The sequence below is a fragment of the Allobosea sp. BK604 genome, assembly GCF_004341515.1.
Lineage (GTDB): Bacteria > Pseudomonadota > Alphaproteobacteria > Rhizobiales > Beijerinckiaceae > Allobosea.
Genome location: NZ_SLZF01000002.1, coordinates 387,235 through 411,391 on the forward strand (window position 1 = coordinate 387,235; position 24,157 = coordinate 411,391).

Genomic DNA, 24,157 nt, shown 5'->3' on the forward strand with positions numbered 1-24,157 from the left:
GCATTTCCGCGCTTCTCCGAACCGCGTCAATTCTCTATCCCTTTGTTTTGGCGCATTTTCTTCACGCGAACCGGGATCCACTTCGCTCGAAAATGCTCTATCGCTTGCGGCCGATATCGTTTGCGTCCTGGAACAGGTTCGGAACCAGCGCGCGGGCGTCGGTCTGCTGGACATGACAGGCGGTGCAGAAATAGCGCCGCGGCGTCACGTCGGAGAGAACCTGCCCATCGCGGTCCTGGAAATGGGTGATGCTGATCATCGGCGCGCCCGAGCCCTCGGTGAACTCGCGCTTGTGGCAATCCAGGCAGCGGTTGGTGTTCACCGTCAGCTGGTAGCCGTCGATCGAGTGCGGAATGATCGGCGGCTGCTCCGGATAATTGCGCATGCGCCTGACATCGTCGGTGACCGGGCGGTCGAGCGGCGGCGCCCGCATGTCAGCCATGGGCTCGGTCGCGCCGGTGAGGCGCGGCACGATATGGACAGGCGCGGCGTCCTGAGACAAGGCGCCGAAGGCGAAGACGAGCAGGCCCGCCAGCGCGGCCCCGAAGGCGGTTCCCCAGCGCATCACGCCGAGACCGGAACGATCTTGACCGCGCATTTCTTGAAATCCGTCTGTTTGGAGATGGGGTCGGTCGCGTCGAGCGTCGTCTTGTTGATGAGCTGGCTGGCGTCGAACCAGGGCACGAAGACGACGCCGGGCGGCATGCGGTTGCGGCCGCGCGTCTCGATGCGCGTGCGCATCTCGCCGCGCCGCGAGATCACCCTGATCTCGGCACCCTGGTTGAGGCCGCGCTTGCGGGCGTCCTCCGGATTCATGAAACAGCGCGCGCCGGGGAAGGCCTTGTAGAGCTCGGGCACCCGCATGGTCATCGAGCCCGAATGCCAATGCTCCAGCACGCGGCCGGTGACGAGCCAGAGATCGTAATCCTCGTCCGGCGACTCCGCCGGCGGCTCATAGGGCACGGCGATGATCCTCGCCCGGCCGTCCTTGTTGCCATAGAATTCGACGCCGGCGCCCGGCTTCACATAGGGGTCGAGCCCCTCGCGGAAGCGCCAGAGCGTCTCCTTGCCGTTCACGACCGGCCAGCGCAGGCCACGCACCTCGTGATAGGTGTCAAAGGGCGCCAGATCATGGCCATGACCGCGGCCGAAACTGGCATATTCCTCGAACAGCCCCTTCTGGACGTAGAAGCCGAATTCCCTGGACTCGGCGTTCTCATAGCCGGGGTCGATCTCGCTCAGCCCGAAACGGTCGACATGGCCGTTCTTGAACAGGACCTCGAACAAGGTCTTGCCGCGATAGTTCGGATTGGCGTCGAGGATCGCCGCCGGCCAGGTTTCATCGGTCGTAAAGCGCTTCGAGAACTCCATCATCTGCCAGAGGTCGGAGCGGGCCTCGCCCGGCGCCTTGACGAGCTGGTGCCAGAAATGCGTGCGCCGCTCGGCATTGCCGTAGCCGCCCTCCTTCTCGACCCACATCGCGGCGGGCAGGATCAGGTCGGCCGCCATGGCGGTCACGGTCGGATAGGCGTCGGAGACGACGATGAAATTCTCGGGATTGCGATAGCCGGGATAGGTTTCGCCGGTGCTGTTCGGCGCCGCCTGCAGGTTGTTGTTGACCTGGATCCAGTAGAAATTGAGCTTGCCGTCCTTGAGCATCCGGTCCTGCTCCACGGCGTGGTAGCCCGGCTTCTCCGGAATGATGCCTGCAGGCACCCGCCAGATCTCCTCGGCATGCTTGCGATGCTCGGGATTGACGACAGTCATGTCGGCCGGGAGACGATGGGCGAAAGTGCCGACCTCGCGCGCCGTCCCGCAGGCCGAAGGCTGGCCGGTGAGCGAGAACGGGCTGTTTCCCGGCTCGGAAATCTTTCCGGTCAGCAGGTGCAGGTTGTAGACGAGCTGGTTCGCCCAGACGCCGCGGACATGCTGGTTGAAGCCCATCGTCCAGAACGAGACGACCTTGCGCTTGGGATCGGCATAGAGCTCGGCAAGCTGCTCGAGGAAGCCGGGCTCGACGCCCGTCAGCGCGGAGACCTTGTCGAGCGTGTAGTCCTTGACGAAGGCGGCATAGGCCGCGAAGTCGATCGGCGTCGTCGCGCCCGGATCGGCCGCCTTCTTCGCCTTGAGCTCGCGCGGATCATCCGGTCGCAGGCCATAACCGATCTCGGTCGCGCCCTTCACGAAGCTGGTATGCTTGCCGACGAAATCCTGGTTCACCCGCCCGGTCGTGATGATGTGGTTGGCGATGTAATTGAGGATCGCCAGATCCGTGCCCGGCTTGAAGACGATCGGGATGTCGGCGAGATCGGCGCTGCGATTGGTGAAGGTCGAGAGCACCGCGACCTTGACATGCGGATGGCCGAGCCGGCGGTCCGCGACCCGCGTCCACAGGATCGGATGCATTTCCGCCATGTTCGAGCCCCAGAGCACGAAGGCGTCGGCATGCTCGAAATCATCGTAGCAGCCCATCGGCTCGTCCATGCCGAAGGTGCGCATGAAGGCGTAGGCGGCCGAGGCCATGCAGTGGCGCGCGTTGGGATCGAGGTTGTTGGAGCGGAAGCCGGCGCGCATCAGCTTGGTCGCCGTATAGCCCTCCCAGATGGTCCACTGGCCTGAGCCGAACATGCCGAGCGCGGTCGGACCCTTGTCCTTGAGGACCTGCTTGGCCTTGGCGGCCATGGTGTCGAAGGCCTCGTCCCAGGAGACCGGCGTGAACTCGCCGTCCTTGGCGTAGACGCCGTTCTTCTTGCGCAGAAGCGGCTGGGTCAGCCGATCCTCGCCATACATGATCTTGGAGAGGAAATAGCCTTTCACGCAGTTCAGGCCGCGATTGACCTCGGCTTTCATGTCGCCATGGGTGGCGATGACCTTGCCTTCCTTGACGCCGACCATGACGCCGCAGCCGGTACCGCAGAAGCGGCAGGGTGCCTTGGACCATTTGATCTGCAAGGCGTCGACCCCGCCGGTGACGGGCTGAGCCTCGGCCGGACCGCTCATATTGGCGGCGAGCGCGGCGATGCCCGCCGCCTGCGCCTTCAGCATCTCGCGACGGGACAGCGTCATGTCTCGGCTCCTCTATCGTCGAGGCTATCGATCTGTTCGAAAACCATATTGGCCGACAGGACGCCGTCCATCAGGGCGATGCCGGCGAGACGGCTGCCAAGCTCGCCGCTGCTCCCGGCTTCCATGACGATGACGATCTTGCCGTTCTCGACCCGGTGGACCTCGGTGCCGGGCAGGGCGCTCAGGCGCTCGACCAGCTCGGCGCAACGCGCGGGGAAGGCCGAGACGACCGCGCTGGAAATATGCACGACGGGCGCAACGACACGTCCCGTCAGAAAGCTTCGTCTGTCGAGATCGTGACGGTTCGCCATGGCCGGTTCCTCAGCGCGGAGGGCCGGGCGGTCCGAGGACCAGTTGCGACATCCAGACCAGGAAGCCGTAGCCGCCGACGATGCCGACGGCGATGATGGGCCAGATCAGGACTGCAAGGATGATGAACGCGACGATTTCGTCGCGTTTGGTGCGGGCGTCTGCCGCGACATGGACAACGTCGTCCTCAGACATCGCGATTGCTCCCGAAGCGTGGTCATATACCAGGCCGACTGGGTTCAATTGTCTGGATCTATTCTAAGAACATTATGGCGCGGAGGTAGGGCTGTCCAGAGCGGCGTCTCGCATCTGCTAAGCGGTTTTTGGCCGGAGGGGACGGTTGGTGCCCGAGGTCCTCCACCGCCACGGCCGATGCCAATCTCGGCCGTCGCGACCGAGCCTGAATAGCAGGTCAAAGTCAGTTTAAGCCGCCGCAAGAGTGGATTTATTCGGCGCTTCACCTGCGAAACTCTTGCAAACCGGGTGGCAATAGCGTCGATTGAAGAAGAAGCGCGGCCTCCATTGCAGCAGCGCTATTACGTCAGGCATTCGGCAGTCAAGACGCGGGGTTGGGGGATCATGACAGGCAAGCTCAAGCCGCCATCCCTGAAGGATGTCGTGAAGCAGCTGCGCTATGACTGGTTCGGCAAGGATGTCCAGCAGACGCCGACCGTCAGCTATGTCTGGACCGCCGACCAGTTCGGGCATTTCGGCCTTGGCTTCCAGATCACCTTCCTGTTCGGCTGGATCATCGCGGCGATCTTCACCGATCTGCCGGCCTGGAAGACCGCGATCATCGCGGCGGCGCTGAACATCGTGCTCTGGGTCGCGAAGGAGGTGCTCGACATTGTGCGCGAGCGCAAGCGGCAGGGGCCGCTCTTCCCGCTCAACACCCGGGAGCTCTGGTGGAACGTCGCGACCGCGCTGTTCTATATCGGCGCCGGCGCCATCGTCGCCGGCGCCGCCGGGCTCGGCGGCTGGCACGCCATCGTCGCCCTCGTCATCCTGCTCGTGCCCGCCGCGATCCTGGTGATCTGGTGGGTGCGCCGCAAGATGACCTTTCAGCAGGTTGGACTGCCCTTCCTGTTCCGGCTAACGAACCTATGCTCGAAATTCAGCGAGGGTGCCGACCATCGTGACACGGTGATCGCGCTCTCGACGCCGGAGCGGGTCAATCCGTTGCCGCCGACCGTCCGCCATGTCCTGGTCACCGGGTCCGTTGGCTCCGGCAAGACCTGCCTCGCCTGCGGCATCGGCACCGAATACGCCTTCCGGCTCGGGATCGCGCGCTACACCACGCTCACCAAGCTGTTCGAGGCGACGGCCGATTGCCTGCCCAAGACCACGCCCGACAAGCCCCATGTCGATCTGGAAGAGCAGGACGGGCGCGTGCTCTGGCCCTGGCGCGATGTCGACCTGCTGATCGTCGATGATGTCGATGCGCTGCTGGTCGAGCCGCCTTTGCCCGCCTACGATAAGGATTCCTATGTCGAGGCGGCCGTCACCAAGCGCGCCGACGACCAGATCTCATTGCGTGAGATCGTGCGCCACCAGCTCACGATCGTCGGTATCGAGCGCTTCAAGCCGCGCCGCACGGTCTGGATCATCAGCGATCCCGAGGAGGCTGAGGCCTGGCGCGACACGATTGCCCAGTCACTCGGACTGAGCGGTGGCGGCAATGAGGCCCTGCCGATCATCCATCTGGAACGCGACGAGCAGGCGCTGCTGGCGCTGGCCAAGACCAAATAGGCCAGCGCCGATCACGGGGGAATTGGCGTCAGGGGCAATTATAGCCGCCGCTGCGGCCGTCCGGCAGGCAGCGGGCACCGTTGGGCAGGTTGAGCGCGCCCGAGGCATCTCGCCTGACATAGGAGCCATTGGGCAGGGTGAAACCGCCGGTGGCATCGGTCGCAACACGCGTGCCGTCAGGCAGGACAAGGCCGCCGGCGCCGTCATTGGCAATGTGCTTGCTGGCGGTCGCCGTCGGCGCCTGAGTCGGGACCGCCACACGCGAGGAGCCGGCGCAGCCGGCGGACAGGGCTGCCAGGCCCAAGGCAGCGGCACGGAAGATATTGCTCATGTCCTGAATCCTTCGAATTCCCTGGCTTCGTTCGCGCCTGACTCGCCGGCACCGGGACAGACCGATGAGGAAAGCGAAGCTGGCTGATCTCGGCCGCTCCGGCAACCCGCAACCTCCTGCGAAAATCGCCACGGTCCGGTGCGGCGGTGGCCCTTGCCGAGCGGCGGGCTTTGGTGAAGCTGCCGTCGGCCTGCGACGCAGCGATGAAGGATTCCCACTATGTTTCTCAGCAATTCCGACCTCGTCGAGCTGGTTGCTTTCCGACGCGAGCTGCATCGCGCACCGGAAATCTCCGGCGAAGAACGGGAAACGGCGAAAGCCGTGCTCGGGTTCCTGACACCAAGCAAGCCGGACCAGATCGTCACGGATCTCGGCGGTCACGGCGTGGCGGCGATCTACGAGGGCAGCGAGCCGGGACCGACCGTGCTGGTGCGCTGCGAGCTCGACGCGCTGCCGATCGAGGAGCTTTCCGAGAGCGAGCACCGCTCGCAGGTCCCGGGCAAGGGCCATCTCTGCGGTCATGACGGACATATGGCGATCGTCGCGGCGCTGTCGCGCGGGCTCGGACGCTCCCGGCCGCGACGGGGCCGGGCGATCCTGCTGTTCCAGCCGGCCGAGGAGACCGGCGCAGGCGCCGCCGCCGTGATAGCCGATGGCAAATTCGAGGAGATCGCGCCCGACTACGCCTTCTCGCTGCATAACCGGCCGGGCCTGCCGCTCGGCTATGTCGCGCTCTCGGAAGGCTACGCGAACTGCGCCTCGCGCGGGCTGCGGATCGTCCTGACCGGGCATACCTCGCATGCCTCGACGCCGGAGCACGGGCTCTCGCCCATGACCGCGGTCGCAAAGCTGATGCCGGCGCTCACCGCGCTCGGCCCGGGTGGCGCACTCGACGAGGATTACGCCCTGGTCACCGTCACCCATGCCGCGATGGGCGAACCTGCCTTCGGCATCGCGCCCGGCCGGGCCGAGATCTGGGCGACGCTGCGCACGCTGACCGATGCGCAAATGGGCGCGCTCTGCGAACGCGCGGAAGGTCTGGTCAGGCAAGCCGCCGCGGAGAGCGGGCTCAGCGTCGAGACCGATTATCACGACGTCTTCCATCATTGCGAGAATAACCCGGAAGCCGTGGCGCTGCTGCGCCAGGCGCTCGACGACGAGAAGATGGCTCATGGGCCAACCGCCTCGCCTTCGCGCGGCTCGGAGGATTTCGGCCTGTTCGGGCGCAAGGCGAAATCGGCCATGTTCCTGCTCGGCTCGGGCGAGAGCAGCCCGCATCTGCATAATCCCGACTATGACTTCCCCGACGACATCATCGCGCCGGGCGCGCGCGTCTTCATGCGCACGCTGCGCAACCTGCTCGGTTAACCATTCGGCCGCCGCGCCGTTAACCTGCTCAATACGCCCCACGCTGTTGGATATCGGCAGTGATTCGTCAGCGTGGGGTGGCCATGGGCCAGGTTCTTCAGTTTCGCGTACCGGAGCGGCAGCCCGTCAAGCATGAGCCTCTCGAGATCGATCTCATGACCGCGGTCGACGTCGCGCTGCGCGATCTCGACGACATCATCCCGCATATCTTCCATGACCATATCCGGGAGCAGGCCGAGGCCTGCCGGCGCATGCTGCAGGACAGTTTCGACGCCGCGCTGCGGGCGGGCTAGAAGATCACGGCCCGCGTCGGGCCGGAGGATGAACCATGACTGCCGCCTATTCGCAGCTCGCCGCGCATTTCGGCAAGATCGCCGCGCTTTCGAACGCCGTCGGCATCCTGCAATGGGACAGCGACGCGATGATGCCGAAGGGCGCCGCCGGCACACGGGCCGAGAGCATGGCGCTGCTGCATGTGCTGCGCCATGGCATGGTGACCGATCCGCGCATCGGCGACTGGCTCGGCGAGGCCGAGAGCGATGGCAGGCTCAGCGACTGGGAGCGCGCCAACCTGCGCGAGATCAGGCGCAGCTGGACGGTCGAGACCGCGCTGCCGGCCGATCTGGTCGAGGCATCCAGCAAGGCGATCTCGGCCTCGGAGATGGCCTGGCGGCAGGCCCGCGCCGATGCCGATTTCCCGGCGCTGTTGCCCTATCTCTCCGAGGTGCTGAAGCTCCAGCGTGAGATCGGCCAGGCCAAGGGGGAGAAGCTCGGCCTTTCCGCCTATGACGCGCTGCTGAACGACTACGAGCCGGGCGGACGCTCGGCCAAGATCGACGCGCTATTCGATGATCTTGCCGGCTTCCTGCCAGGCTTCGTCGAGGAGGTGCTGACGGTTCAGGCGCGCCGGCCGGCCTCGCCCGCTCCGGAAGGACCCTTTCCGGTCGAGGCGCAACGCGCGCTCGGGCTCAAGATGATGGCGGCGCTCGGCTACGATTTCGAGCGCGGACGGCTCGATATCTCGACCCATCCGTTCTGCGGCGGCGCCGACAACGATGTCCGCATCACCACGCGCTATGACGAGACGGATTTCTCGCGGGCGCTGATGGGCGTGCTGCACGAGACCGGCCATGCGCTCTACGAGCAGGGCAGGCCGCAAGCGTGGATGAGCCAGCCGGTCGGCCATGCCCGCAGCATGAGCCTGCACGAAAGTCAGTCGCTGCTAGTCGAGATGCAGGCCTGCCGCAGCCGCGAGTTCATCGGCTTCGCCGCGCCGGAGATGCGCGCCGCATTCGGCGGCTCTGGCCCGGCCTGGGAGGTCGACACGCTCTGGCGACGTTATACGCAGGTGGAGCGTGGGCTGATCCGCGTCGATGCCGACGAGGTCACGTATCCGGCCCATGTCATCCTGCGCTATCGCATCGAGAAGGCGCTGATCGCGAACGAGATGCCGCTTGCGGAGCTGCCGGGCGCCTGGAACGCCGGAATGCGCGAGTTGCTCGGCGTCGAACCGCCCGATGACCGCCTGGGCTGCCTGCAGGACATCCATTGGCCGAGCGGTGGCTGGGGCTATTTCCCGACCTATACGTTGGGCGCGATGACCGCCGCGCAGATTTTCGACGCTGCCTGCCGGGCCGTGCCGGACATCCTGCCGGCGATCGGGCGCGGTGATTTCAAGCCGCTGGTTGGCTGGCTGCGCGAGCACATTCATGGACAGGGCTCGCTGTACGAGACCGACGAACTCCTGAGCCGCGCCACCGGCCGGCCGCTCGATGCCGGCGTGTTCAAGGCGCATCTCAAGCGGCGCTATCTCGGCGAATAGTCGCAACCGCCCGCGAAATGCCGCTTGCATTCCGCGACGCACGGCATCAATGTGCGCATCAACGTATACGTTATTGGACGCACAAACGCATATGACGGTTCCCGACCGCCTTCCCGAGTCCGACCAGCGCCCGGCGCGGGCGCCGCGATCGACGGAGACGGTCTATGCGCGGCTGAAGCAGCAGATCCTCGACAATCGCTATCCGCCGGGCGCGCAAATCCTCGAAAGCGAGGTCGCGACCGAACTCAACGCCTCGCGCACGCCGGTGCGCGAGGCCTTCGTGCGGCTGCAGCAGGACGGGCTGCTCGAGATTGTCCCGCGCCATGGCGTGCGCATCTCCGCACTGTCCCCCGACGACATGCGCGAGATCTACGAAGTGCTGATGTCGCTGGAGCCGACCGCGGTCGAGCTCCTCGCGGCACGCCGGCCGGACCGGACGGAACTGGCGAGCCTGATCGAGGCCTGTGACGCGATGGAGGCGGCGCTGCAGGGCGAGCCCGATCTCCACGCCTGGGCGGCGGCCGACGAGTCGTTCCACCTCAACCTCGCCCGGCTCTGCGGCAACAAGCGGCTCGCAGCGATGATCATGCAGGTCTGGGACCAGGCGCATCGCGCCCGGATGTTCACGCTCTCGCTGCGGCCGCTGCCGATTAAATCGACCGCCGAGCACCGCGCCGTGGTCGAGGCGATCCTTGCCGGCAACTGCGAGCGCGCCCGCGACCTCTACTTCATCCACCGCAAGCGTGGCGGCCACGAACTCACCGCCATCATCGAACGTCACGGAATCCAGCGGCTATGAGCTCCAATTCCTTCCATCTCGCGGTGATGCCGGGCGAGGGTATCGGCATCGAAGTCATGGAGGCGGCGCATGCCGTGCTCGGTGCGGTCGAGGAGCGCTTCGACCTCTCCTTCCGCCAGGAGCTGATCCCGGGCGGGGCCCATCACTACAAGGATACCGGGGCGATCCTGCCCAAGGACGGGCTGGAGCGGGCGGGCAAGGCCGACGCGATCCTGTTCGGCGCGATGGGCTGGCCCGATATCCGCTTTCCGGATGGCACCGAGATCGCGCCGCAGCTCGACATGCGCGTGGCCTTTGGCCTCTATGCCGGCGTCCGGCCGATCCGCGCCATTCCCGGCGTGCCGCCGGTGCTGGCCGACGCGCGCGCAGCGAAGATCGACCTCGTCATCGTCAGAGAATCGACCGAGGGCATGTTCGCCTCGCGCGGCAAGGGCGAGATCATCGACGGCCGCGAGGCGCGCGATACCCAGGTGATCACGCGGGCGGTGACCGAGCAGCTGACCGATTTCTGCTGCGGGCTGGCGCGGCGCCGGCGCGAGACGCGCGGCACGCCCGGGCGGGTGACGCTTATCGACAAGGCCAATGTCTTCCGCTCCTTCGCCTTCATGCGCCAGGTCTTCCACGAGGCGGCGGCAAAGCATCCCGATATCGAGGCGCGCCACCACTATGTCGACGCGATGGCGCTCGATCTCGTGCGCCGGCCCTGGGATTTCGACGTGCTGCCGATGGAGAACCTGTTCGGCGATATCCTGTCGGATCTCGGCGCCGGGCTGATCGGCGGGATGGGCTTTGCGCCCTCGGCCGATATCGGCGCGGCCAATGGGATGTTCCAGCCGAGCCATGGCACGGCGCCGGACATTGCCGGAAAGGGCATCGCCAACCCGACGGCGATGATCCTCTCGGCCGCGATGATGCTGGACTGGCTCGGCGAGCGCCATGGCAGCAATGCTGCGCGCGACGCCGCCCGTGCGATCGAACTCAGCATCGACCTCGCCTTCGGCACGATGAACCTGCGCAGCTACGATATCGGCGGCAGGAACGGCACGCGCGAGATCGGCCAGACTGTCGCCGACCTGATCCGCAGCGGCGGGGCCGATCCGCAATGACGCTGTCCGTCGCCATCGCTGGCTGCGGCTATTTCAGCCGGTTCCACCAGGATGCCTGGAGCCGGATGGAAGGCGTGCGCGTCGTCGGCGTGGCCGACCGGGACGAGGCCAAGCGCATGGCGGCAGCGTCGCTATTCCCGGGCGCAGCAGCCTTCAACGAGGCCGAGGCGATGCTCGATACGGTGAAGCCCGACCTGATCGACATCGTCACGCCGCCGCAGACGCATCGGGCGCTGGTCGAGGCAGCGACGAAACGCGGCGTGAAGATGATCTGCCAGAAGCCGGTCGCGCCCGAATATGACGAGGCTGCCCTCATCGTCGAGACAGCCGAGAAAGCCGGTGTGATGCTCGCCGTGCACGAGAATTTCCGCTTCATGCCCTGGTTCATGGAAGCGCATCGGCTGATCCGGGCGGGCGCGATTGGAAAGCCGCTCAACATCACCTTCCGGCTGCGCCCCGGCGATGGCCAGGGGCCGGAGGCCTATCTCTCGCGCCAGCCCTACTTCCAGCAGATGCCGCGCTTCCTGATCCACGAGACCGGCATCCACCTGATCGACGTCTTCCGCTACCTGCTCGGCGAGATCACCGGCGTCTTCGCCCGGCTGCGGCGGATCAACCCGGTGATCAAGGGTGAGGATGCCGGGCTGGTGATCTTCGATTTCGCGGATGGTGCGGCCGGGCTGTTCGACGGCAACCGCCATGTCGATCACCCGTCCGACGATACGCGCATGACCAATGGCGTGCTGCTGGTCGAGGGCGACCAGGGCGTGCTCAGGCTCGACGGTTACGGCAAGCTCTTCCTGCGCAAGCTGCGCGGCGAGGAAGCCGAACATCCCTATGCCTGGCAGGATCGCGGTTATGGCGGCGACTGCGTCTACGGGCAGTCGCAGCACATCGTCGAGCATCTGACCAAGGGCACGCCGCTGGTCAATTCCGGCCGCGACTACCTGCGCAATCTTGCGATCGAGGAAGCTGTCTACCGCTCCGCTCGGGAGGGTCGCTTCATCACGCTCTGATCCACGAGAAGGCGGCCGAAGAAGCCGCTCGACTGGCCATCACACATCATCCGGGGAGGATATCATGCAGAACAGACGCGATCTCTTGAAAGGCACTGCTGCCGCGACCGGCCTCGCCGTCACCGGCTTTCCCTTCATCGCCCGCGCGCAGAATGTGAAGACGCTGCGCTTCAGCCATACCGACACCTCGATCGGCGCGCGCCAGCAGGCAGCCGAGATGTTCGCAGCCGCCGTCGAGAAATACACCTCGGGCCGCTACAAGGTGCAGGTCTTCCATTCCGGCCAGCTCGCCAACGACGCCAAGTCGCTCGACCAGCTCCAGCTCGGCGGACTTGATTTCGCGGTCACCGGCGTCGTCACCTTCACGCCGCATGTGAAGGACCTCTCGCTCGTCGCCCTGCCCTATCTCGCCGAGAATTACGAGCAGGGCTGGAAGCTCTATGACAGCTCCAAGTTCATCCAGCAGCAGGCGGACCAGCTCCCGGCCAAGGGCATGCGGGTGATCGGCAACTGGGAAGCGGGCTTCCGCAGCTTCACCACCAACTTCCCGCTCAACAGCCCGGCCGACGCCAAGGGCAAGAAGCTGCGCATCGCCCCGGTCGAGATGATCCGCTGGATCATGGAATCGATCGGCTTCTCGCCGGTCGTGATGCCGGTGACCGAGGTCTATCTCGGCATCCAGCAGAATACCGTCTCCGGCCAGGAGAACCCGATCGACACGATCTTCTCGCAGCGCTTCTACGAAGTCGCGAAATACGTGACGCTGTCGCAGCACGTCTATTCGCCGCTCTGGCTCGCCATGGCCGAGCGCTCGTTCAAGGGCATGTCGGCCGAGGACCAGCAGGGCGTCATCAAGGCGGCCAAGGAATCCGGCGACTGGAACCGCAAGGAGGTCCGCGCCAATGACGACAAGCTGCTGGCCGAGATGACCGCCAAGGGCGCCACGATCACCAAGCCCGACCTCTCCATCTGGCGCAAGGCGAGTGAAGGCGCCTATGACCGCGCCCGCAAGGAGTTCGGCGCCGCGGCTGTCGACCAGATGCTCAACGAGGCGGCCGAGATCCGCAAGAGCATGAGCTGACAGTCCAAGCTGCTGAGGCGGAGGCCGGCATGAGCTTTCTCTATCGCCCGGACCGGGCCGAGCCGGCCCCGCTGCGCTGGCTCGGCGACGCGATCGACGTCGCCGTGACCTTGCTGGCCGCGACCCTGCTCATCGTGATGTTCGCCAATGTCGCGGCGCGCGTGGCGCTCAACAGCGACATCGCCTGGAACACCGAATTCGGCGAGTTCGTGTTGCTCTGGGCGACGTTTCTGGGCGGCGCCTCGGCCGCTCGGCGCGGCGCCCATATGCGCATCACCGAGTTCGTGGACTCGTTCCCGCCCGCGATCGGCCATGCGGTCGAGCTCGCGACGCGTGTCGGCGTTGTCGGGCTGCTCCTGCTGCTGATCTGGTACGGCTTGAGCATTTCCGAGAGCACGATGGGCCAGGAGATGACCGTGCTGCACTGGCCGATCGGCGTGCAGTATCTGGCCATGCCGGTCGGCTCCGCCTTCGCACTCGTTTTCGTCATCTACGAGACCGTCCTGCTCGCCATGGGTAGGCCGATCCCGCAAGAAGCCTTCCAGGACTGACGCCATGGTTCTCGCCGTCATTTGCGTCGTCTTCTTTGCGCTCGCCCTGCTCGGCATGCCGCTGGTCTGGGCGCTGCTGCTGACCACCGTCGCGACGATCTGGATCTTCGGGCAGGGCTACCCGCTCGAGGCGATCTTCCTGTCCTACATCTCCAGCGTCGAGCCGCTGCATCTGGCGGCGATCCCGCTCTTCATCTTCACCGGCGAGCTGATCACCCATGGCGGCGTCGGCAAGCGGCTGATCGATTTTGCCCGCTCGCTGCTCGCCTTCATGCCGGGCGGGCTCGGCGTCGTCACCGTCTCGGCCTGCACCATGTTCGGCTCGGTCTCGGGCTCGGCTGTGGCGGATTCCGCTGCGATCGGCTCGATCATGGTGCCGCGCATGGCCGAGCGCGGCTATCCGCGCGCCTTCGCCGGTGCGCTGATCGCGGTCGCCGGTACGATCGGCGTGCTGATGCCGCTCTCGATCCCGCTCCTGGTCTATGGCTTCGTCGGCAATGTCTCGATCCGCGAGCTGCTGGTCTCCGGCGTCTTCCCCGCCTTCACGCTCGCATTCGCCCTGATCCTGATCTGTATCTGGAAGGGTCGTTCGCTCGGCTGCGATCTCGGCGGCGCGATGCCGACCAAGGCCGATATCTGGAAGAGTTTCGTCGCCATCCTGCCGGCCTCGGGCATGCCCGTCGTCATCCTCGGCGGCATCCTCTCCGGGATCTTCACGCCGACCGAGGCGGCTTCCGTCGCCGTCTTCTACGGGCTGATCCTGGCGCTCTTCGTCTATCGCGAGGTCAAGCCGGCGCAGGTGCCGGGCATGCTGCTGCAGAGCTTCCGCACCAGTGCGGTCGTGATGCTCGTCGTCGGCGCCACCGGCGCTCTCTCGTGGCTGATCACGGTCGAGCAGATCCCTGCAAACCTGGCGCAGTCGATCCTCAACATTGCCGAGAACAAATATGTCTTCCTGCTGCTGCTGAACCTGGCGCTGATCCTGGTCGGCATCTTCCTGGAGCCGCTGCCCTCGCTGATGCTGACGGCCCCGCTCTTCATCCCGACAGCCAAGGCCTTCGGCATCGACCCGGTCCATCTCGGCCTGATCATGGTGTTCAACCTCGTCATCGGGCTCTACACGCCGCCGGTCGGCGGCACGCTCTTCGTCGCCGCCAAGATCGCTCGCGTTGGCATGGTCGCGATTTCGCGCGAGTTGATCCCGATGTTCATCCTCGCGCTCTGCGTCCTCTTCCTCGTCACCTATGTCGAGGCGATCCCGATGGCCCTGGTCTGGTTCATGCGCGGATGAAGCTCTCCCTCTCGGACGTCGCGCTCCTCGGCAAGGGCCTCAGCCGCCCGGAATGCGTTCTCGCCACGGCAAAGGGCGATCTCTTCACCGCCGACTGGCGCGGCGGCGTCGCCCATCTGAAGCCAGACAGGACACAGGCGCTCTATGCCGGGACGACAGCCGATCTGCCGGAGGGCCTGCGCCCGAACGGCATCGCGCTCGAGCCGGACGGCTCCTTCCTCATCGCCAATCTCGGCAGCGAGATCGGCGGCGTCTGGCGGCTGACGCGGGACGGGCAGGTCTCGCCCTATCTGACCGAGATCGATGGGCGGCCGATCCCGCCCTCGAACTATGTCGTGCGCGATCATCGCGGCCGGCTCTGGCTCACCGTCTCGACAACCGTCGTGCCACGATCGCTCGATTATCGGCTCGATTCGAAGAGCGGCTTCATCGCCGTGCTGGACGAGACGGGCGCGCGCATCGCCGCCGACGGGCTCGGTTTCACCAATGAATGCCAGATCTCGCCCGATCGGCGCTGGCTCTATGTCAACGAGACCTATGGCAGGCGGCTCAGCCGCTTCCCGCTGAAGGATGATGCCAGCCTCGGGCCGAAAGAGGTCGTCTATGAATTCGGCGAAGGCCAGTTCCCCGACGGGCTCGCCTTCGATGCCGAGGGCAAGGTCTGGATCGCCGGGGTGATCTCGAACCAGCTGATGCGGATCGATCCCGAGAGCGGCGATTGCGCGATCGTGCTGAGCGAGAGCGATGCCGACCATGTCGCCTGGGTCGAGGCGGCCTTCGGCGACAATGCGCTCGGTCGGCCGCATATGGATTCAAATCCCGCGGCCAAGCTGCGCAATCTCTCCAGCATCGCCTTTGGCGGACCGGAGCTGCGCACCGCCTATCTCGGCTGCCTGCTCGGCGACCATATCGCCAAGGTCGAGCTGCCTGTCGCCGGCCTGCCGCCGGTGCACTGGCACTATTAGCCGGCCTCCGGCTGCGGCACGCCCGAGGCGTGCCGCAGCCAAGATTCCGGTCATGCTCGGCCTAGCGCCAAGCATCCGCGTCTTGGATACAGCCTTCGACGAGCGGAGACGTGGATGGTCGGGACGAGCCCGACCATGACGGATTGCGCGTGTCCCTGGCGCTCGCTCAGCCGCCGATGTTGAACGCTGCCAGCGCCGCCATATTGACGATGTCGCTGTCCTTGGCGCCGAGCGGCACGATCTGTACGGGCTTGTCGAGGCCGACGATCAGCGGGCCGATCACGGTGGCGCCGCCGAGTTCCTGCATCAGCTTGGTCGAGATCGAGGCCGAGTGGAAAGCCGGCATGACCAGCACGTTCGCCGGCCCGCTGAGGCGGCAGAACGGATACTGCGCCATCAGCTCGGGGTTGAGCGCGACATCGGCGGCCATCTCGCCATCATATTCGAAATCGACACGCTGGCGATTAAGGATGCGCACCGCCTCCTGCACCTTCTCGGAGCGCTCGCCGGCCGGATGGCCGAAGGTCGAGAAGGCGAGCAAGGCGACGCGCGGATCATAGCCGAGGCGCCGCGCCACGCCGGCGGCTTCGGTCGCGATCTCCGACAGCTCCTGCGCCGTCGGCATCTCGGCGATGGCCGTATCGGCCACCAGCACGGTGCGCTCGCGCGAGATCACGACGGAGACGCCGATGACGCGATGGCCGGGCTTCTCGTCGATGACGCGGCGGACCTCCTCCAGCGCGATCGAGTAGTTGCGGGTGACGCCGGTCACCATCGCATCCGCGTCGCCGAGCGCGACCATGGCGGCAGCGAAATGATTGCGGTCCTGGTTGATCAGGCGCTGGCAATCGCGGAACAGGAAGCCCTGACGCTGCAGCCGCTCATAAAGATACTGCGCATAGGCGCTGTTGCGATGCGAGAGGCGGGCATTGTGGATCTCGATGCCGCGAGCCGCGAGATCGACGCCGAGCGAGGCTGCCGTCGCCAGGATCGGCTCCTCGCGGCCGACGAGAATGGCCTTGCCGAGTCCCTGGTTGACGAAGGACATGGCGGCGCGAATGACCTGCTCCTCCTCGCCCTCGGCGAAGACGACGCGCTTGGGATAGCGGCGGACGCGCTCGAAGATGCGGTTCAGCGTGCCCGCAACGGGGTCGCGCCGCGCCGAGAGCTGCGCCTGGTAGCCCGAGAAATCGGCGATCGGCTTGCCGGCGACGCCGGTCTCCATCGCCGCCTTGGCGACCGCCATCGGCACGACATGGATCAGGCGCGGGTCGAACGGGACCGGGATGATGTAGTCCTTGCCGTAGCGCGGACGCGAGCCCTGATAGGCGGCGGCGACCTCGTCCGGGACATCCTCGCGCGCCAGCGAGGCGAGCGCCTCGGCAGCGGCGATCTTCATCTCCATGTTGATCGTGGTAGCCCGCACATCGAGCGCGCCGCGGAAGATGAAGGGGAAGCCGAGGACGTTGTTGACCTGGTTGGGATAGTCCGAGCGGCCGGTCGCCATGATGGCGTCGTCGCGGATGGCGGCGACCTCTTCCGGCGTGATCTCCGGATCGGGATTGGCCATGGCGAAGATGATCGGGTTCGGCGCCATCGAGCGCACCATGTCGGCGGTCACGGCGCCCTTCTGCGAGAGGCCGAAGAAGGCGTCGGCGCCCTCCATCGCCTGCGCCAGGGTGCGCCGGTCGGTGATGGCGGCATGGGCCGATTTCCACTGGTTCATGCCCTCGGTGCGACCCTGGTAGATCACGCCCTTGGTGTCGCAGAGGATGACGTTGTCGGGCTTGAAGCCCATCGCCTTGAGCAGTTCGGTGCAGGCGATCGAGGCCGCGCCGGCGCCGTTGATGACGAGGCGGGTCGACTTGACGTCGCGGCCGGTCAGGTCGAGCGCGTTGATCAGGCCTGCGGCGGCTATGATCGCCGTGCCGTGCTGGTCGTCATGGAAGACCGGGATGTCCATCAGCTCGCGCAGGCGCTGCTCGATGATGAAGCATTCGGGAGCCTTGATGTCCTCGAGGTTGATGCCGCCGAAGGACGGGCCGAGATAGCGCACGACGTTGATGAAGGTGTCGGGATCCTCGGCATCGACCTCGAGGTCGATCGAGTCGACATCGGCGAAGCGCTTGAACAGGATCGACTTGCCTTCCATCACCGGCTTCGAGGCGAGCGCGCCGAGATTGCCGAGGCCGAGGATGGCTGTGCCGTTCGAGATGACCGCGACGAGGTTGGCGCGGGCGGTATAGTCATAGGCCTTGGTATGGTCATCGGCGATGGCGAGGACGGGCACAGCGACGCCGGGCGAGTAGGCGAGCGAAAGGTCGCGCTGCGTCGCCATCGGCACGGTCGGCACGATCTCGAGCTTGCCCGGGCGCCCTTCGGAGTGGAAAAGCAGGGCTTCCTGATCGGTGAATGTCGGGCGGGCGTGCTTGATCGGCTTTTTGTCGGTCATGCGCTTGTTCTTTTTGTGAGCGTTTCCGGGAGGGAGGCGGACCATAGGGCAGCGCTAGGCCGCTCCACAAGGCGCGTCTGTCAACCAGATGGCATGACGGTCCAGCAAAAATCGCCTGCCTGTTTTGCGTGCGGCGAAAAGGCTCAGAGCCGGCCGCGCACGCTGCGGACGAAGTCGCCGACATAGCGGTCGAGCGCCACGGTCTGATCGCTGACCTGGCGCGCCGCTTCGACGACGCGGATAGCGGTCTCGCCGGTGCCGCGCGCTTCGGTGCCGACGCTGCCGACGCTTTCGCTGACCGCATTGGTGCTGCCCGCGACGAGCTGGGCATCCGAGGCGATGCCGGAAGCGATCTCGGCCTGGCGGCTCACCACATCGGCAATGGCGCCGGAGGTCTGCTCGATGACGCTCATCGTGCCCTCGATCTGCGCGATGGCGTCTGAGGCCGTGGCTGCGGCGGTGCGGATCTCCTGCAAGGTCTCGCCGATATCGCGAGTCGCCTTCTGGGTCTGTTCGGCGAGGTTCTTGACCTCGCCGGCGACGACCGCGAAGCCGCGGCCGGCCGCGCCGGCGCGGGCGGCCTCGATCGTGGCGTTGAGCGCGAGCAGGTTGGTGCGCGAGGCGATGTCCTCGATGAAATCGAGCACGGCGCTGACCTTGTCAGCCGCAGCGCCGAGGCCCGAGACATCCTGCCGGGTGGACCGGACATAGCTTGCGGCGTCGCGGGCCGTGTCGTCGGCGTGAGCGGTGCGGCGCGTCAATTCACGGATCGAGGCATCGATTTCCTCCGCCGCCATCGCGACGCTGCCGACACGCTGCGAGGCGTGCTCGGCCTGACGCGTGACATCGACGGCGCGCAAGGCGGTTTGATTGGCGCTTTCGGCCATCTGGCTCGCGGCCTGATGCATGTCGCGCACCGAGGCCGCGACCTGCTGCAGCGCCTGGCCGACCGTGATCTCGAGATTGGCGGCAAGCTCGTCGAGCGCCGATTTGCGCTGCTCCTCTATCTCCTGCCGGCGCGTCTCGAGCGTCTTCTCGTCGGTGACATCGAGCAGGATGCCGTCCCAGACCATAGAGCCATCCCTGAGCCGGCGCATCGCCGCCTCGCTGCGCAGCCAGGCTATGGAGCCGTCCGGGCAGAGATAGCGGGCCTCGAAACGCCAGAAATCGGCTCCACCCGGGGCGGCTCGCTCCCGTTCGAAGCGGGCGCGATCCTCCGGCAGCATCTTGCCGAGCCAGATCTCGGGATCCCGCTCGACCGCCTCCTTGGAGATGCCGAGCAATCCGTCGATGCTGAACGAGGCGAAATGGTAGCTCAGCGTGCCGTCGGGTCGCACCACGCGCTGATAGAGCGTGCCCGGCGCCCGATCGATCAGCGAGCGCAGGCGATAGGCGTTCTCGCGCCGCTCGGCATCGCCGAACAGGATCATGCCGGCCAGCATCGTGCCGGTGACGTTGACCAGCAGCGCCGGTGGCGTCGCCATACGCAGCACTGACAGGGCGACGTCCCAATCCGGCAGCAGCAGCACGGGTGGAAACAGCACGAAGGCGGCGGCCAGCCCGAGCAGCCAGACATCCGTGATCGCGGGCTGGCGCCGCTTGCGTGCAATGTGCAGATGGATCGCCAGACCGCAGGCGGCGCTGAGCAGGATGCCGGCTATGCCGCCCGGCATGCCGGCGCCGCCATTGGAATAGCGAAAGAGCGCCAGAGGCACGGCAGTGAGCATGGTCGCGATGGGGCCGCCCAGCGGCCCGGCGAGAAGAATGGCGATATTACGCGAATCGATGGCGATGCCAGGCTTCAGCATCACCGGCTCGATCATGCTGCAGAAGCCGGCCGCGCCAAGGATCAGCCCCGTCGCCAGCGGCGGCAGATATCGCCAGCGTTCAATCCGCGGCAAGATGATCGTCAACGCCAACGCCGCAAGCAGGACGAAGGACAGGCTTTCGATCAAATCGAGAATCAACGCCATCCGCGGACTTTCGGCCAGTAAGATTTCACTGACGATGCTTTCAATTGTTGAAAGCCGTCCTAACGCATGGGCGAGGCGCCGCGCTTTTTGATAGCGTCCGCCGCCATGCGCCGAGACGACACCGCCACCCCGCCCGCCATCGACATTTCCGCCGCCAAGGCGCCGGCCGATGCCGGCCGCGTCACGCCGATGATGGCGCAATATGTCGAAATCAAAGCCGCCAATCCGGACTGCCTGCTGTTCTACCGGATGGGCGATTTCTACGAGCTGTTCTTCCAGGATGCCGAGATCGCCTCGCGCACGCTCGGCATCGTGCTGACCAAGCGCGGCAAGCATCTCGGCGAGGACATCAAGATGTGTGGCGTGCCGGTCGAGCGCGCCGACGACTACCTGCAACGGCTGATCGCAGCGGGACACCGCGTCGCGGTCTGCGAGCAGACCGAGGATCCGGCCGAGGCGAAGAAGCGCGGCGGCAAGTCGGTGGTGCAGCGCGACGTGGTCAGGCTGGTCACGCCGGGCACGATCACCGAAGAACGCCTGCTCGAGCCCGGCCGCGCCAGCCTGCTGGTGGCGGTGGCGCGCCGCAAGCTGAGCGATGCGGGCTCGCTCTACGGGCTTGCCGCCGTCGACATCTCGACCGGACGCTTCTCCGTGCTGGAGACGCCGCAGGAGCGGCTCGCCGTCGAGTTCGCTCGGCTCGAGCCGCGCGAGATCGTCTGCCCCGAGGCGATCCATGACGATCCGGAGCTGCGCGAATTCTGGCGCGAGCTCACCGTCCCGGTGACGCCGCTGGCGCGCGAGGGGCTCGATGCCGCCTCCGCCGAACGGAGGTTGAAAGAGTTCTTCGGTGTCGCCACGCTCGACGCTTTCGGCGCCTTCAGCCGAGCCGAGATCGCGGCGGCGGGCGCCGCCCTCGCCTATGTCGAGCGTACTCAGTTCGGCGCGCGCCCGCCGCTCTCGCCGCCGGTGCGCGACAGCGGCAGCGCGACCATGCTGATCGATGCGGCGACGCGCGCCAATCTCGAGTTGACCCGCACGCTCTCGGGCGAACGCACCGGCAGCCTGCTCTCGGCGATCGACCGCACGGTGACGCCGGGTGGCGCGCGCCTGATCGCCGAGCGGCTCGCCGGGCCGCTTACCGACCCCGCCGCCATCGCAGCGCGGCACGACGCGGTCGAGGCGCTCGTGACCGACACACCGCTGCGCGACGATCTGCGCCGCGATCTCGCCCGTGTGCCCGACATCGCCCGCGCGCTGGCGCGACTCTCGCTCGACCGTGGCGGCCCGCGTGATCTCGCCGCCCTCGGCGCCGGCCTGACCGCTGCGCGCGACCTCGCGATGGCCCTCAGCGGGCGGCGCGAGTTGCCGCGCGACCTCGCATTGGCGGCCGATGCGCTCGCGCAGACCGATGCCACGCTGCCGCTCAAGCTGACGGAGACGCTCGCCGACGAACTGCCGCTCAACAAGCGCGACGGCCGCTTCGTCCGCGACGGGCACGACGCGGCGCTCGACGAGCTGCGCCTGCTCCAGGTCGATTCGCGCAAGGTCATCGCCCAGCTCCAGGCGCGCTATGCCAACGAGACCGGCTGCCGGACGCTGCGCATCAAGCACAATTCGATGCTCGGCTATTTCGTCGAGGTGCCGCAGGCCGTCGGCGAGGATTTTCTCAAGGAGCCCTGGCGGGCGACATTCGTGCACCGGCAGACCATGTCGGACGCGATGCGCTTCTCCTCGGTCGAGCTCGGAGAGCTCGAATCCAAGATCGCCTCTGCCGCCGACCGGGCTCTGAAGCTTGAGCTGACGATCTTCGCCGCCCTGACCGAGGCCGTGCTGGCCGAAGCGGAGCCCGTCAAGACGGCGGCTCTGGCGCTGGCCGAGATCGACGTCACCGCCGCGCTCGCCGAACTTGCCGCGAGTGAGGGCTGGACGCGGCCGCTCGTCGACGAAGGCACCGCCTTCGCGATCACAGCCGGGCGCCACCCCGTGGTCGAGGCGGCGCTGAAGCGCGACGGCAAGCCCTTCGTCGCCAATGACAGCGAGCTTTCGCCGCCGGATGCCAAGGCCAGGGGTGGGCGCATCTGCCTGATCACCGGTCCCAACATGGCGGGTAAATCGACCTTCCTGCGCCAGAACGCGCTGATCGCCGTGCTCGCCCAGATGGGTGCCTTCGTGCCGGCAAGCCAGGCGCATATCGGCGTGGTCGACCGGCTGTTCTCGCGCGTCGGCGCGGCCGACGACCTCGCCCGCGGGCGCTCGACTTTCATGGTCGAGATGGTCGAGACCGCGGCGATCCTGAACCAGGCCGGCCCTCGCGCGCTCGTCATCCTCGACGAGATCGGCCGCGGCACCGCGACCTTCGACGGGCTCTCGATCGCTTGGGCCGCGATCGAGCATCTGCATGAGATCAACCGCTGCCGCTCGCTCTTCGCGACGCATTACCATGAGCTGACCGCGCTCGGAGACCGGCTCGACCGCGTCGCCAACGCAACCGTGCGCGTCACCGAATGGAATGGCGAGGTCGTCTTCCTGCACGAGGTCGTGCCGGGCGCGGCCGACCGTTCCTACGGCATCCAGGTCGCCAAGCTCGCCGGCCTGCCGCCCGCGGTGGTCGAGCGTGCCCGCGCCATCCTCGGCGAGCTGGAGAAGACCGAGCGCGAGAAGCCGGTCGCCTCGCTGGTCGACGACCTGCCGCTCTTCGCTGCGCCGGTCAGGCGCCCTGCCCCCGTGGCCGAGGCCGCTCCGGCGGCGGACGCGCTGCGCGATGCGCTGACCGAGCTCGACCTCGACGAGATGACGCCGCGCCAGGCGCTGGAAGCACTCTACAAGCTCAAGGGTCTTAGCTAGGTTTCACCCGAGCCTGCGGATGCCCGTGATCGCGCCAAAACTGTTCTTCGCGATCCGATCGCGGGCGGTGCGCAAGGGCTCGCGGTAGACGCTCATCGTGTAGGCTGTCGCGTGCAGCAGGGTCTCGGCATCGGTCATGATGCCGACATGGCCTTTCCAGAAGACGATGTCGCCGCGCTTCAGGCCGGCGAGGCTCTCGTCGAAGGGAAGCGCTGCGCCGAGCGCCTTCTCCTGCATGTCCGTATCTCGCGGAGCGAAAAGGCCGGCGGCGGCGAGCGAGATTTGAGTCAGGCCGGAGCAGTCGAGGCCCTGAGCGGTCTTGCCGCCCCAAAGATAGGGCAAATGCTCGAAGCGCTCGGCGACCGCGACGAAATCGGGCTCGACCGCTCCGAGCGGCTGCAAATGCCCGCGCCAGACATGGCCGCCATCGGCCAGCACGAGGAACTCGCCGGCTTCGCCCGTCACGGCCACCGCAGCGCCCATCGGCAGAAGCGAAAGCGGCGGCAGCTTGATCGAGGCCCCGGGATAGACATGGCTGAACAGGGCGGAGACCCGATGCGTCGGCGTCATCACATCAGGGCGCAAGGCATCGTCGGGCAGGTAGCCGACATAGCCGTCCGCGCCGAGCTGGCCCCAGGCCCAGCCCTCATGCTGCTCGTAGACCGCGACCTGCTCGCCGCAGAGCACCTCGGTATCGAGCGGGGCATCGGGGCGCGGCTCGCGCCGCAGCGGCGCGGAGGGAGCGACGACGCGCATCGCGATCGGATCGGCGAAGGCGCGGGCTTCGACCTGCCCTTCGAGATGACGGGCGGCGAGGTCGGGGCGGGCGGGGGTCAGGCGGCGGTCGAGAATCGTGCTCATCGCGGCAATCTAGCCGCTACCGGTTAATGGGCGAAGATCGTTGGTGCATCTGCCCTCGTCGTCATTGCGAGTGCAGCGATGCAATCCAGGGGCGGCAGCGCTCCACGTCGCCTGGATTGCTTCGTCGCTGACGCTCCTCGCAATGACGGCTAGCCCGGCCCCAGCTCGCGCGAGCGCTGGACGATGAGATCGGCCAGGCGCTCGACCGCGAGGGCGCCCGCGACCGTGCGCTGGATGACGACATTGCGCTTGTCGAACTCGTCGCGCCGGCGCGTGACCAGGCCGAGCTTGCCCATCGTGTCGAGCGCGCGGGTGATCACCGGCTTGGTGACGCCGAGCTGCTGGGCGAGACCGCGGACCGTATGCGGTGGCAATTCGAGGTAGATCGTCAGCAGGATCGCGGTCTGGCGCGCCGAGAGATCGGCATCGCTATCCTTCACCAGGTCGAGATGAACCTGCCGCCAGAGCTTGAGCGCCTGCGAGGGCCTGATCTCCAACGCCATGAATGAAGGGGTCCCGATCGTTACGGACCCGTATCATTATCGGCTTGGCGGAACCGCGCAATCGCTGTCG

At 66.6% G+C, this 24,157-nt stretch carries 22 protein-coding genes; 13 read left to right on the top strand and 9 right to left on the bottom strand.

The annotated features are described in order from the left end of the window. Positions 1–97: 97 nt before the first annotated feature. The 4 genes from EV560_RS07215 to napE are packed head-to-tail and all read right to left on the bottom strand — an operon-like array spanning position 98 to position 3,570. A complete protein-coding gene (locus EV560_RS07215; protein ID WP_131855057.1) occupies positions 98–598 on the bottom strand; it encodes a nitrate reductase cytochrome c-type subunit in 501 nt (166 codons plus the stop codon). Further along, entirely contained in the window at positions 565–3,066 is a 2,502-nt protein-coding gene (napA, locus tag EV560_RS07220; protein ID WP_131855058.1) for a periplasmic nitrate reductase subunit alpha, read from the bottom strand. The genes EV560_RS07215 and napA overlap by 34 nt, the downstream gene beginning before the upstream one ends. Beyond that, positions 3,063–3,377, bottom strand: coding sequence for a chaperone NapD (locus EV560_RS07225; protein ID WP_131855059.1), 315 nt, complete (start codon positions 3,375–3,377; stop codon positions 3,063–3,065). Before EV560_RS07225 ends, napA begins: the two co-directional genes overlap by 4 nt. A 10-nt stretch (positions 3,378–3,387) precedes the next feature. Further along, the gene (gene napE, locus EV560_RS07230; protein ID WP_131855060.1) at positions 3,388–3,570 is read right to left on the bottom strand and encodes a periplasmic nitrate reductase, NapE protein; all 183 of its coding nucleotides are present in this window, start codon (positions 3,568–3,570) and stop codon (positions 3,388–3,390) included. Between the two features lie 384 nt (positions 3,571–3,954). Between napE and EV560_RS07235 the strand changes: the two genes are divergently transcribed. Continuing rightward, entirely contained in the window at positions 3,955–5,124 is a 1,170-nt protein-coding gene (locus EV560_RS07235) for a hypothetical protein (RefSeq protein ID WP_131855061.1), read from the top strand. Positions 5,125–5,152: 28 nt separating this feature from the next. Here the strand turns inward: EV560_RS07235 and EV560_RS07240 are convergent, their stop codons facing one another. After that, positions 5,153–5,455, bottom strand: coding sequence for a hypothetical protein (locus tag EV560_RS07240; protein ID WP_131855062.1), 303 nt, complete (start codon positions 5,453–5,455; stop codon positions 5,153–5,155). Between the two features lie 219 nt (positions 5,456–5,674). Between EV560_RS07240 and EV560_RS07245 the strand changes: the two genes are divergently transcribed. The 10 genes from EV560_RS07245 (at position 5,675) to EV560_RS07285 (ending at position 15,454) form a co-directional block, all read left to right on the top strand. Then, positions 5,675–6,823, top strand: a complete 1,149-nt coding sequence (locus tag EV560_RS07245) for an amidohydrolase (RefSeq protein ID WP_131855063.1) — start codon at positions 5,675–5,677, stop codon at positions 6,821–6,823. A 155-nt stretch (positions 6,824–6,978) separates the two neighbouring features. Beyond that, a complete protein-coding gene (locus EV560_RS35725; RefSeq protein WP_165923361.1) occupies positions 6,979–7,116 on the top strand; it encodes a hypothetical protein in 138 nt (45 codons plus the stop codon). A gap of 35 nt (positions 7,117–7,151) precedes the next feature. Further along, positions 7,152–8,645 carry a carboxypeptidase M32 gene (locus EV560_RS07250; RefSeq protein WP_131855064.1) on the top strand — a complete coding sequence of 498 codons (1,494 nt, stop codon included), beginning with the start codon at positions 7,152–7,154 and terminating at the stop codon, positions 8,643–8,645. Positions 8,646–8,736: 91 nt separating this feature from the next. Then, entirely contained in the window at positions 8,737–9,444 is a 708-nt protein-coding gene (locus tag EV560_RS07255) for a GntR family transcriptional regulator (protein ID WP_131855065.1), read from the top strand. Beyond that, positions 9,441–10,550 (top strand): isocitrate/isopropylmalate dehydrogenase family protein, encoded by a 1,110-nt coding sequence (locus tag EV560_RS07260; RefSeq protein ID WP_131855066.1) that lies wholly within the window; start codon positions 9,441–9,443, stop codon positions 10,548–10,550. The genes EV560_RS07255 and EV560_RS07260 overlap by 4 nt, the downstream gene beginning before the upstream one ends. Beyond that, positions 10,547–11,566: a Gfo/Idh/MocA family protein gene (locus tag EV560_RS07265; protein ID WP_131855067.1), complete on the top strand. Its 1,020-nt coding sequence runs from the start codon at positions 10,547–10,549 to the stop codon at positions 11,564–11,566. The genes EV560_RS07260 and EV560_RS07265 overlap by 4 nt, the downstream gene beginning before the upstream one ends. A 64-nt stretch (positions 11,567–11,630) precedes the next feature. Next, complete coding sequence (locus EV560_RS07270; protein ID WP_131855068.1) at positions 11,631–12,647, top strand: TRAP transporter substrate-binding protein; 1,017 nt, start codon at positions 11,631–11,633, stop codon at positions 12,645–12,647. A gap of 29 nt (positions 12,648–12,676) precedes the next feature. After that, positions 12,677–13,198, top strand: coding sequence for a TRAP transporter small permease (locus EV560_RS07275; protein WP_131855069.1), 522 nt, complete (start codon positions 12,677–12,679; stop codon positions 13,196–13,198). A gap of 4 nt (positions 13,199–13,202) precedes the next feature. Further along, the gene (locus EV560_RS07280; protein ID WP_131855070.1) at positions 13,203–14,489 is read left to right on the top strand and encodes a TRAP transporter large permease; all 1,287 of its coding nucleotides are present in this window, start codon (positions 13,203–13,205) and stop codon (positions 14,487–14,489) included. Further along, positions 14,486–15,454, top strand: coding sequence for an SMP-30/gluconolactonase/LRE family protein (locus EV560_RS07285; RefSeq protein ID WP_131855071.1), 969 nt, complete (start codon positions 14,486–14,488; stop codon positions 15,452–15,454). The genes EV560_RS07280 and EV560_RS07285 overlap by 4 nt, the downstream gene beginning before the upstream one ends. 166 nt (positions 15,455–15,620) lie before the next feature. Here EV560_RS07285 and EV560_RS07290 read toward each other — a convergent pair whose 3' ends face one another. Next, complete coding sequence (locus EV560_RS07290) at positions 15,621–17,906, bottom strand: NADP-dependent malic enzyme (RefSeq protein ID WP_131855072.1); 2,286 nt, start codon at positions 17,904–17,906, stop codon at positions 15,621–15,623. 143 nt (positions 17,907–18,049) lie between these two features. After that, positions 18,050–19,714, bottom strand: a complete 1,665-nt coding sequence (locus tag EV560_RS07295; RefSeq protein ID WP_348982196.1) for a methyl-accepting chemotaxis protein — start codon at positions 19,712–19,714, stop codon at positions 18,050–18,052. On the opposite strand from EV560_RS07295, the gene EV560_RS36335 reads away from it, so the two are divergent. Next, the gene (locus tag EV560_RS36335; protein ID WP_248311972.1) at positions 19,698–19,970 is read left to right on the top strand and encodes a hypothetical protein; all 273 of its coding nucleotides are present in this window, start codon (positions 19,698–19,700) and stop codon (positions 19,968–19,970) included. The genes EV560_RS07295 and EV560_RS36335 overlap by 17 nt on opposite strands. Before the next feature lie 14 nt (positions 19,971–19,984). Then, positions 19,985–22,723, top strand: coding sequence for a DNA mismatch repair protein MutS (gene mutS / locus EV560_RS07300; RefSeq protein ID WP_248311931.1), 2,739 nt, complete (start codon positions 19,985–19,987; stop codon positions 22,721–22,723). 3 nt (positions 22,724–22,726) lie between these two features. On the opposite strand, the gene EV560_RS07305 is transcribed toward mutS, so the two are convergent. Further along, positions 22,727–23,584, bottom strand: coding sequence for a C40 family peptidase (locus EV560_RS07305; RefSeq protein WP_131855075.1), 858 nt, complete (start codon positions 23,582–23,584; stop codon positions 22,727–22,729). A gap of 149 nt (positions 23,585–23,733) precedes the next feature. Beyond that, complete coding sequence (locus tag EV560_RS07310; protein ID WP_131855076.1) at positions 23,734–24,087, bottom strand: MarR family winged helix-turn-helix transcriptional regulator; 354 nt, start codon at positions 24,085–24,087, stop codon at positions 23,734–23,736. Positions 24,088–24,157 lie beyond the last annotated feature (70 nt).

Excerpts from the sequence above, each read along its gene's own strand:
- EV560_RS07215 (WP_131855057.1), bottom strand. The coding sequence starts at position 598 with ATGCGCGGTCAAGATCGTTCCGGTCTCGGCGTGATGCGCTGGGGAACC.
- napA (WP_131855058.1), bottom strand. The coding sequence starts at position 3,066 with ATGACGCTGTCCCGTCGCGAGATGCTGAAGGCGCAGGCGGCGGGCATC.
- EV560_RS07225 (WP_131855059.1), bottom strand. The coding sequence starts at position 3,377 with ATGGCGAACCGTCACGATCTCGACAGACGAAGCTTTCTGACGGGACGT.
- napE (WP_131855060.1), bottom strand. The coding sequence starts at position 3,570 with ATGTCTGAGGACGACGTTGTCCATGTCGCGGCAGACGCCCGCACCAAA.
- EV560_RS07235 (WP_131855061.1), top strand. The coding sequence starts at position 3,955 with ATGACAGGCAAGCTCAAGCCGCCATCCCTGAAGGATGTCGTGAAGCAG.
- EV560_RS07240 (WP_131855062.1), bottom strand. The coding sequence starts at position 5,455 with ATGAGCAATATCTTCCGTGCCGCTGCCTTGGGCCTGGCAGCCCTGTCC.
- EV560_RS07245 (WP_131855063.1), top strand. The coding sequence starts at position 5,675 with ATGTTTCTCAGCAATTCCGACCTCGTCGAGCTGGTTGCTTTCCGACGC.
- EV560_RS35725 (WP_165923361.1), top strand. The coding sequence starts at position 6,979 with ATGACCGCGGTCGACGTCGCGCTGCGCGATCTCGACGACATCATCCCG.
- EV560_RS07250 (WP_131855064.1), top strand. The coding sequence starts at position 7,152 with ATGACTGCCGCCTATTCGCAGCTCGCCGCGCATTTCGGCAAGATCGCC.
- EV560_RS07255 (WP_131855065.1), top strand. The coding sequence starts at position 8,737 with ATGACGGTTCCCGACCGCCTTCCCGAGTCCGACCAGCGCCCGGCGCGG.
- EV560_RS07260 (WP_131855066.1), top strand. The coding sequence starts at position 9,441 with ATGAGCTCCAATTCCTTCCATCTCGCGGTGATGCCGGGCGAGGGTATC.
- EV560_RS07265 (WP_131855067.1), top strand. The coding sequence starts at position 10,547 with ATGACGCTGTCCGTCGCCATCGCTGGCTGCGGCTATTTCAGCCGGTTC.
- EV560_RS07270 (WP_131855068.1), top strand. The coding sequence starts at position 11,631 with ATGCAGAACAGACGCGATCTCTTGAAAGGCACTGCTGCCGCGACCGGC.
- EV560_RS07275 (WP_131855069.1), top strand. The coding sequence starts at position 12,677 with ATGAGCTTTCTCTATCGCCCGGACCGGGCCGAGCCGGCCCCGCTGCGC.
- EV560_RS07280 (WP_131855070.1), top strand. The coding sequence starts at position 13,203 with ATGGTTCTCGCCGTCATTTGCGTCGTCTTCTTTGCGCTCGCCCTGCTC.
- EV560_RS07285 (WP_131855071.1), top strand. The coding sequence starts at position 14,486 with ATGAAGCTCTCCCTCTCGGACGTCGCGCTCCTCGGCAAGGGCCTCAGC.
- EV560_RS07290 (WP_131855072.1), bottom strand. The coding sequence starts at position 17,906 with ATGACCGACAAAAAGCCGATCAAGCACGCCCGCCCGACATTCACCGAT.
- EV560_RS36335 (WP_248311972.1), top strand. The coding sequence starts at position 19,698 with ATGCCAGGCTTCAGCATCACCGGCTCGATCATGCTGCAGAAGCCGGCC.
- EV560_RS07295 (WP_348982196.1), bottom strand. The coding sequence starts at position 19,714 with ATGCTGAAGCCTGGCATCGCCATCGATTCGCGTAATATCGCCATTCTT.
- mutS (WP_248311931.1), top strand. The coding sequence starts at position 19,985 with ATGCGCCGAGACGACACCGCCACCCCGCCCGCCATCGACATTTCCGCC.
- EV560_RS07305 (WP_131855075.1), bottom strand. The coding sequence starts at position 23,584 with ATGAGCACGATTCTCGACCGCCGCCTGACCCCCGCCCGCCCCGACCTC.
- EV560_RS07310 (WP_131855076.1), bottom strand. The coding sequence starts at position 24,087 with ATGGCGTTGGAGATCAGGCCCTCGCAGGCGCTCAAGCTCTGGCGGCAG.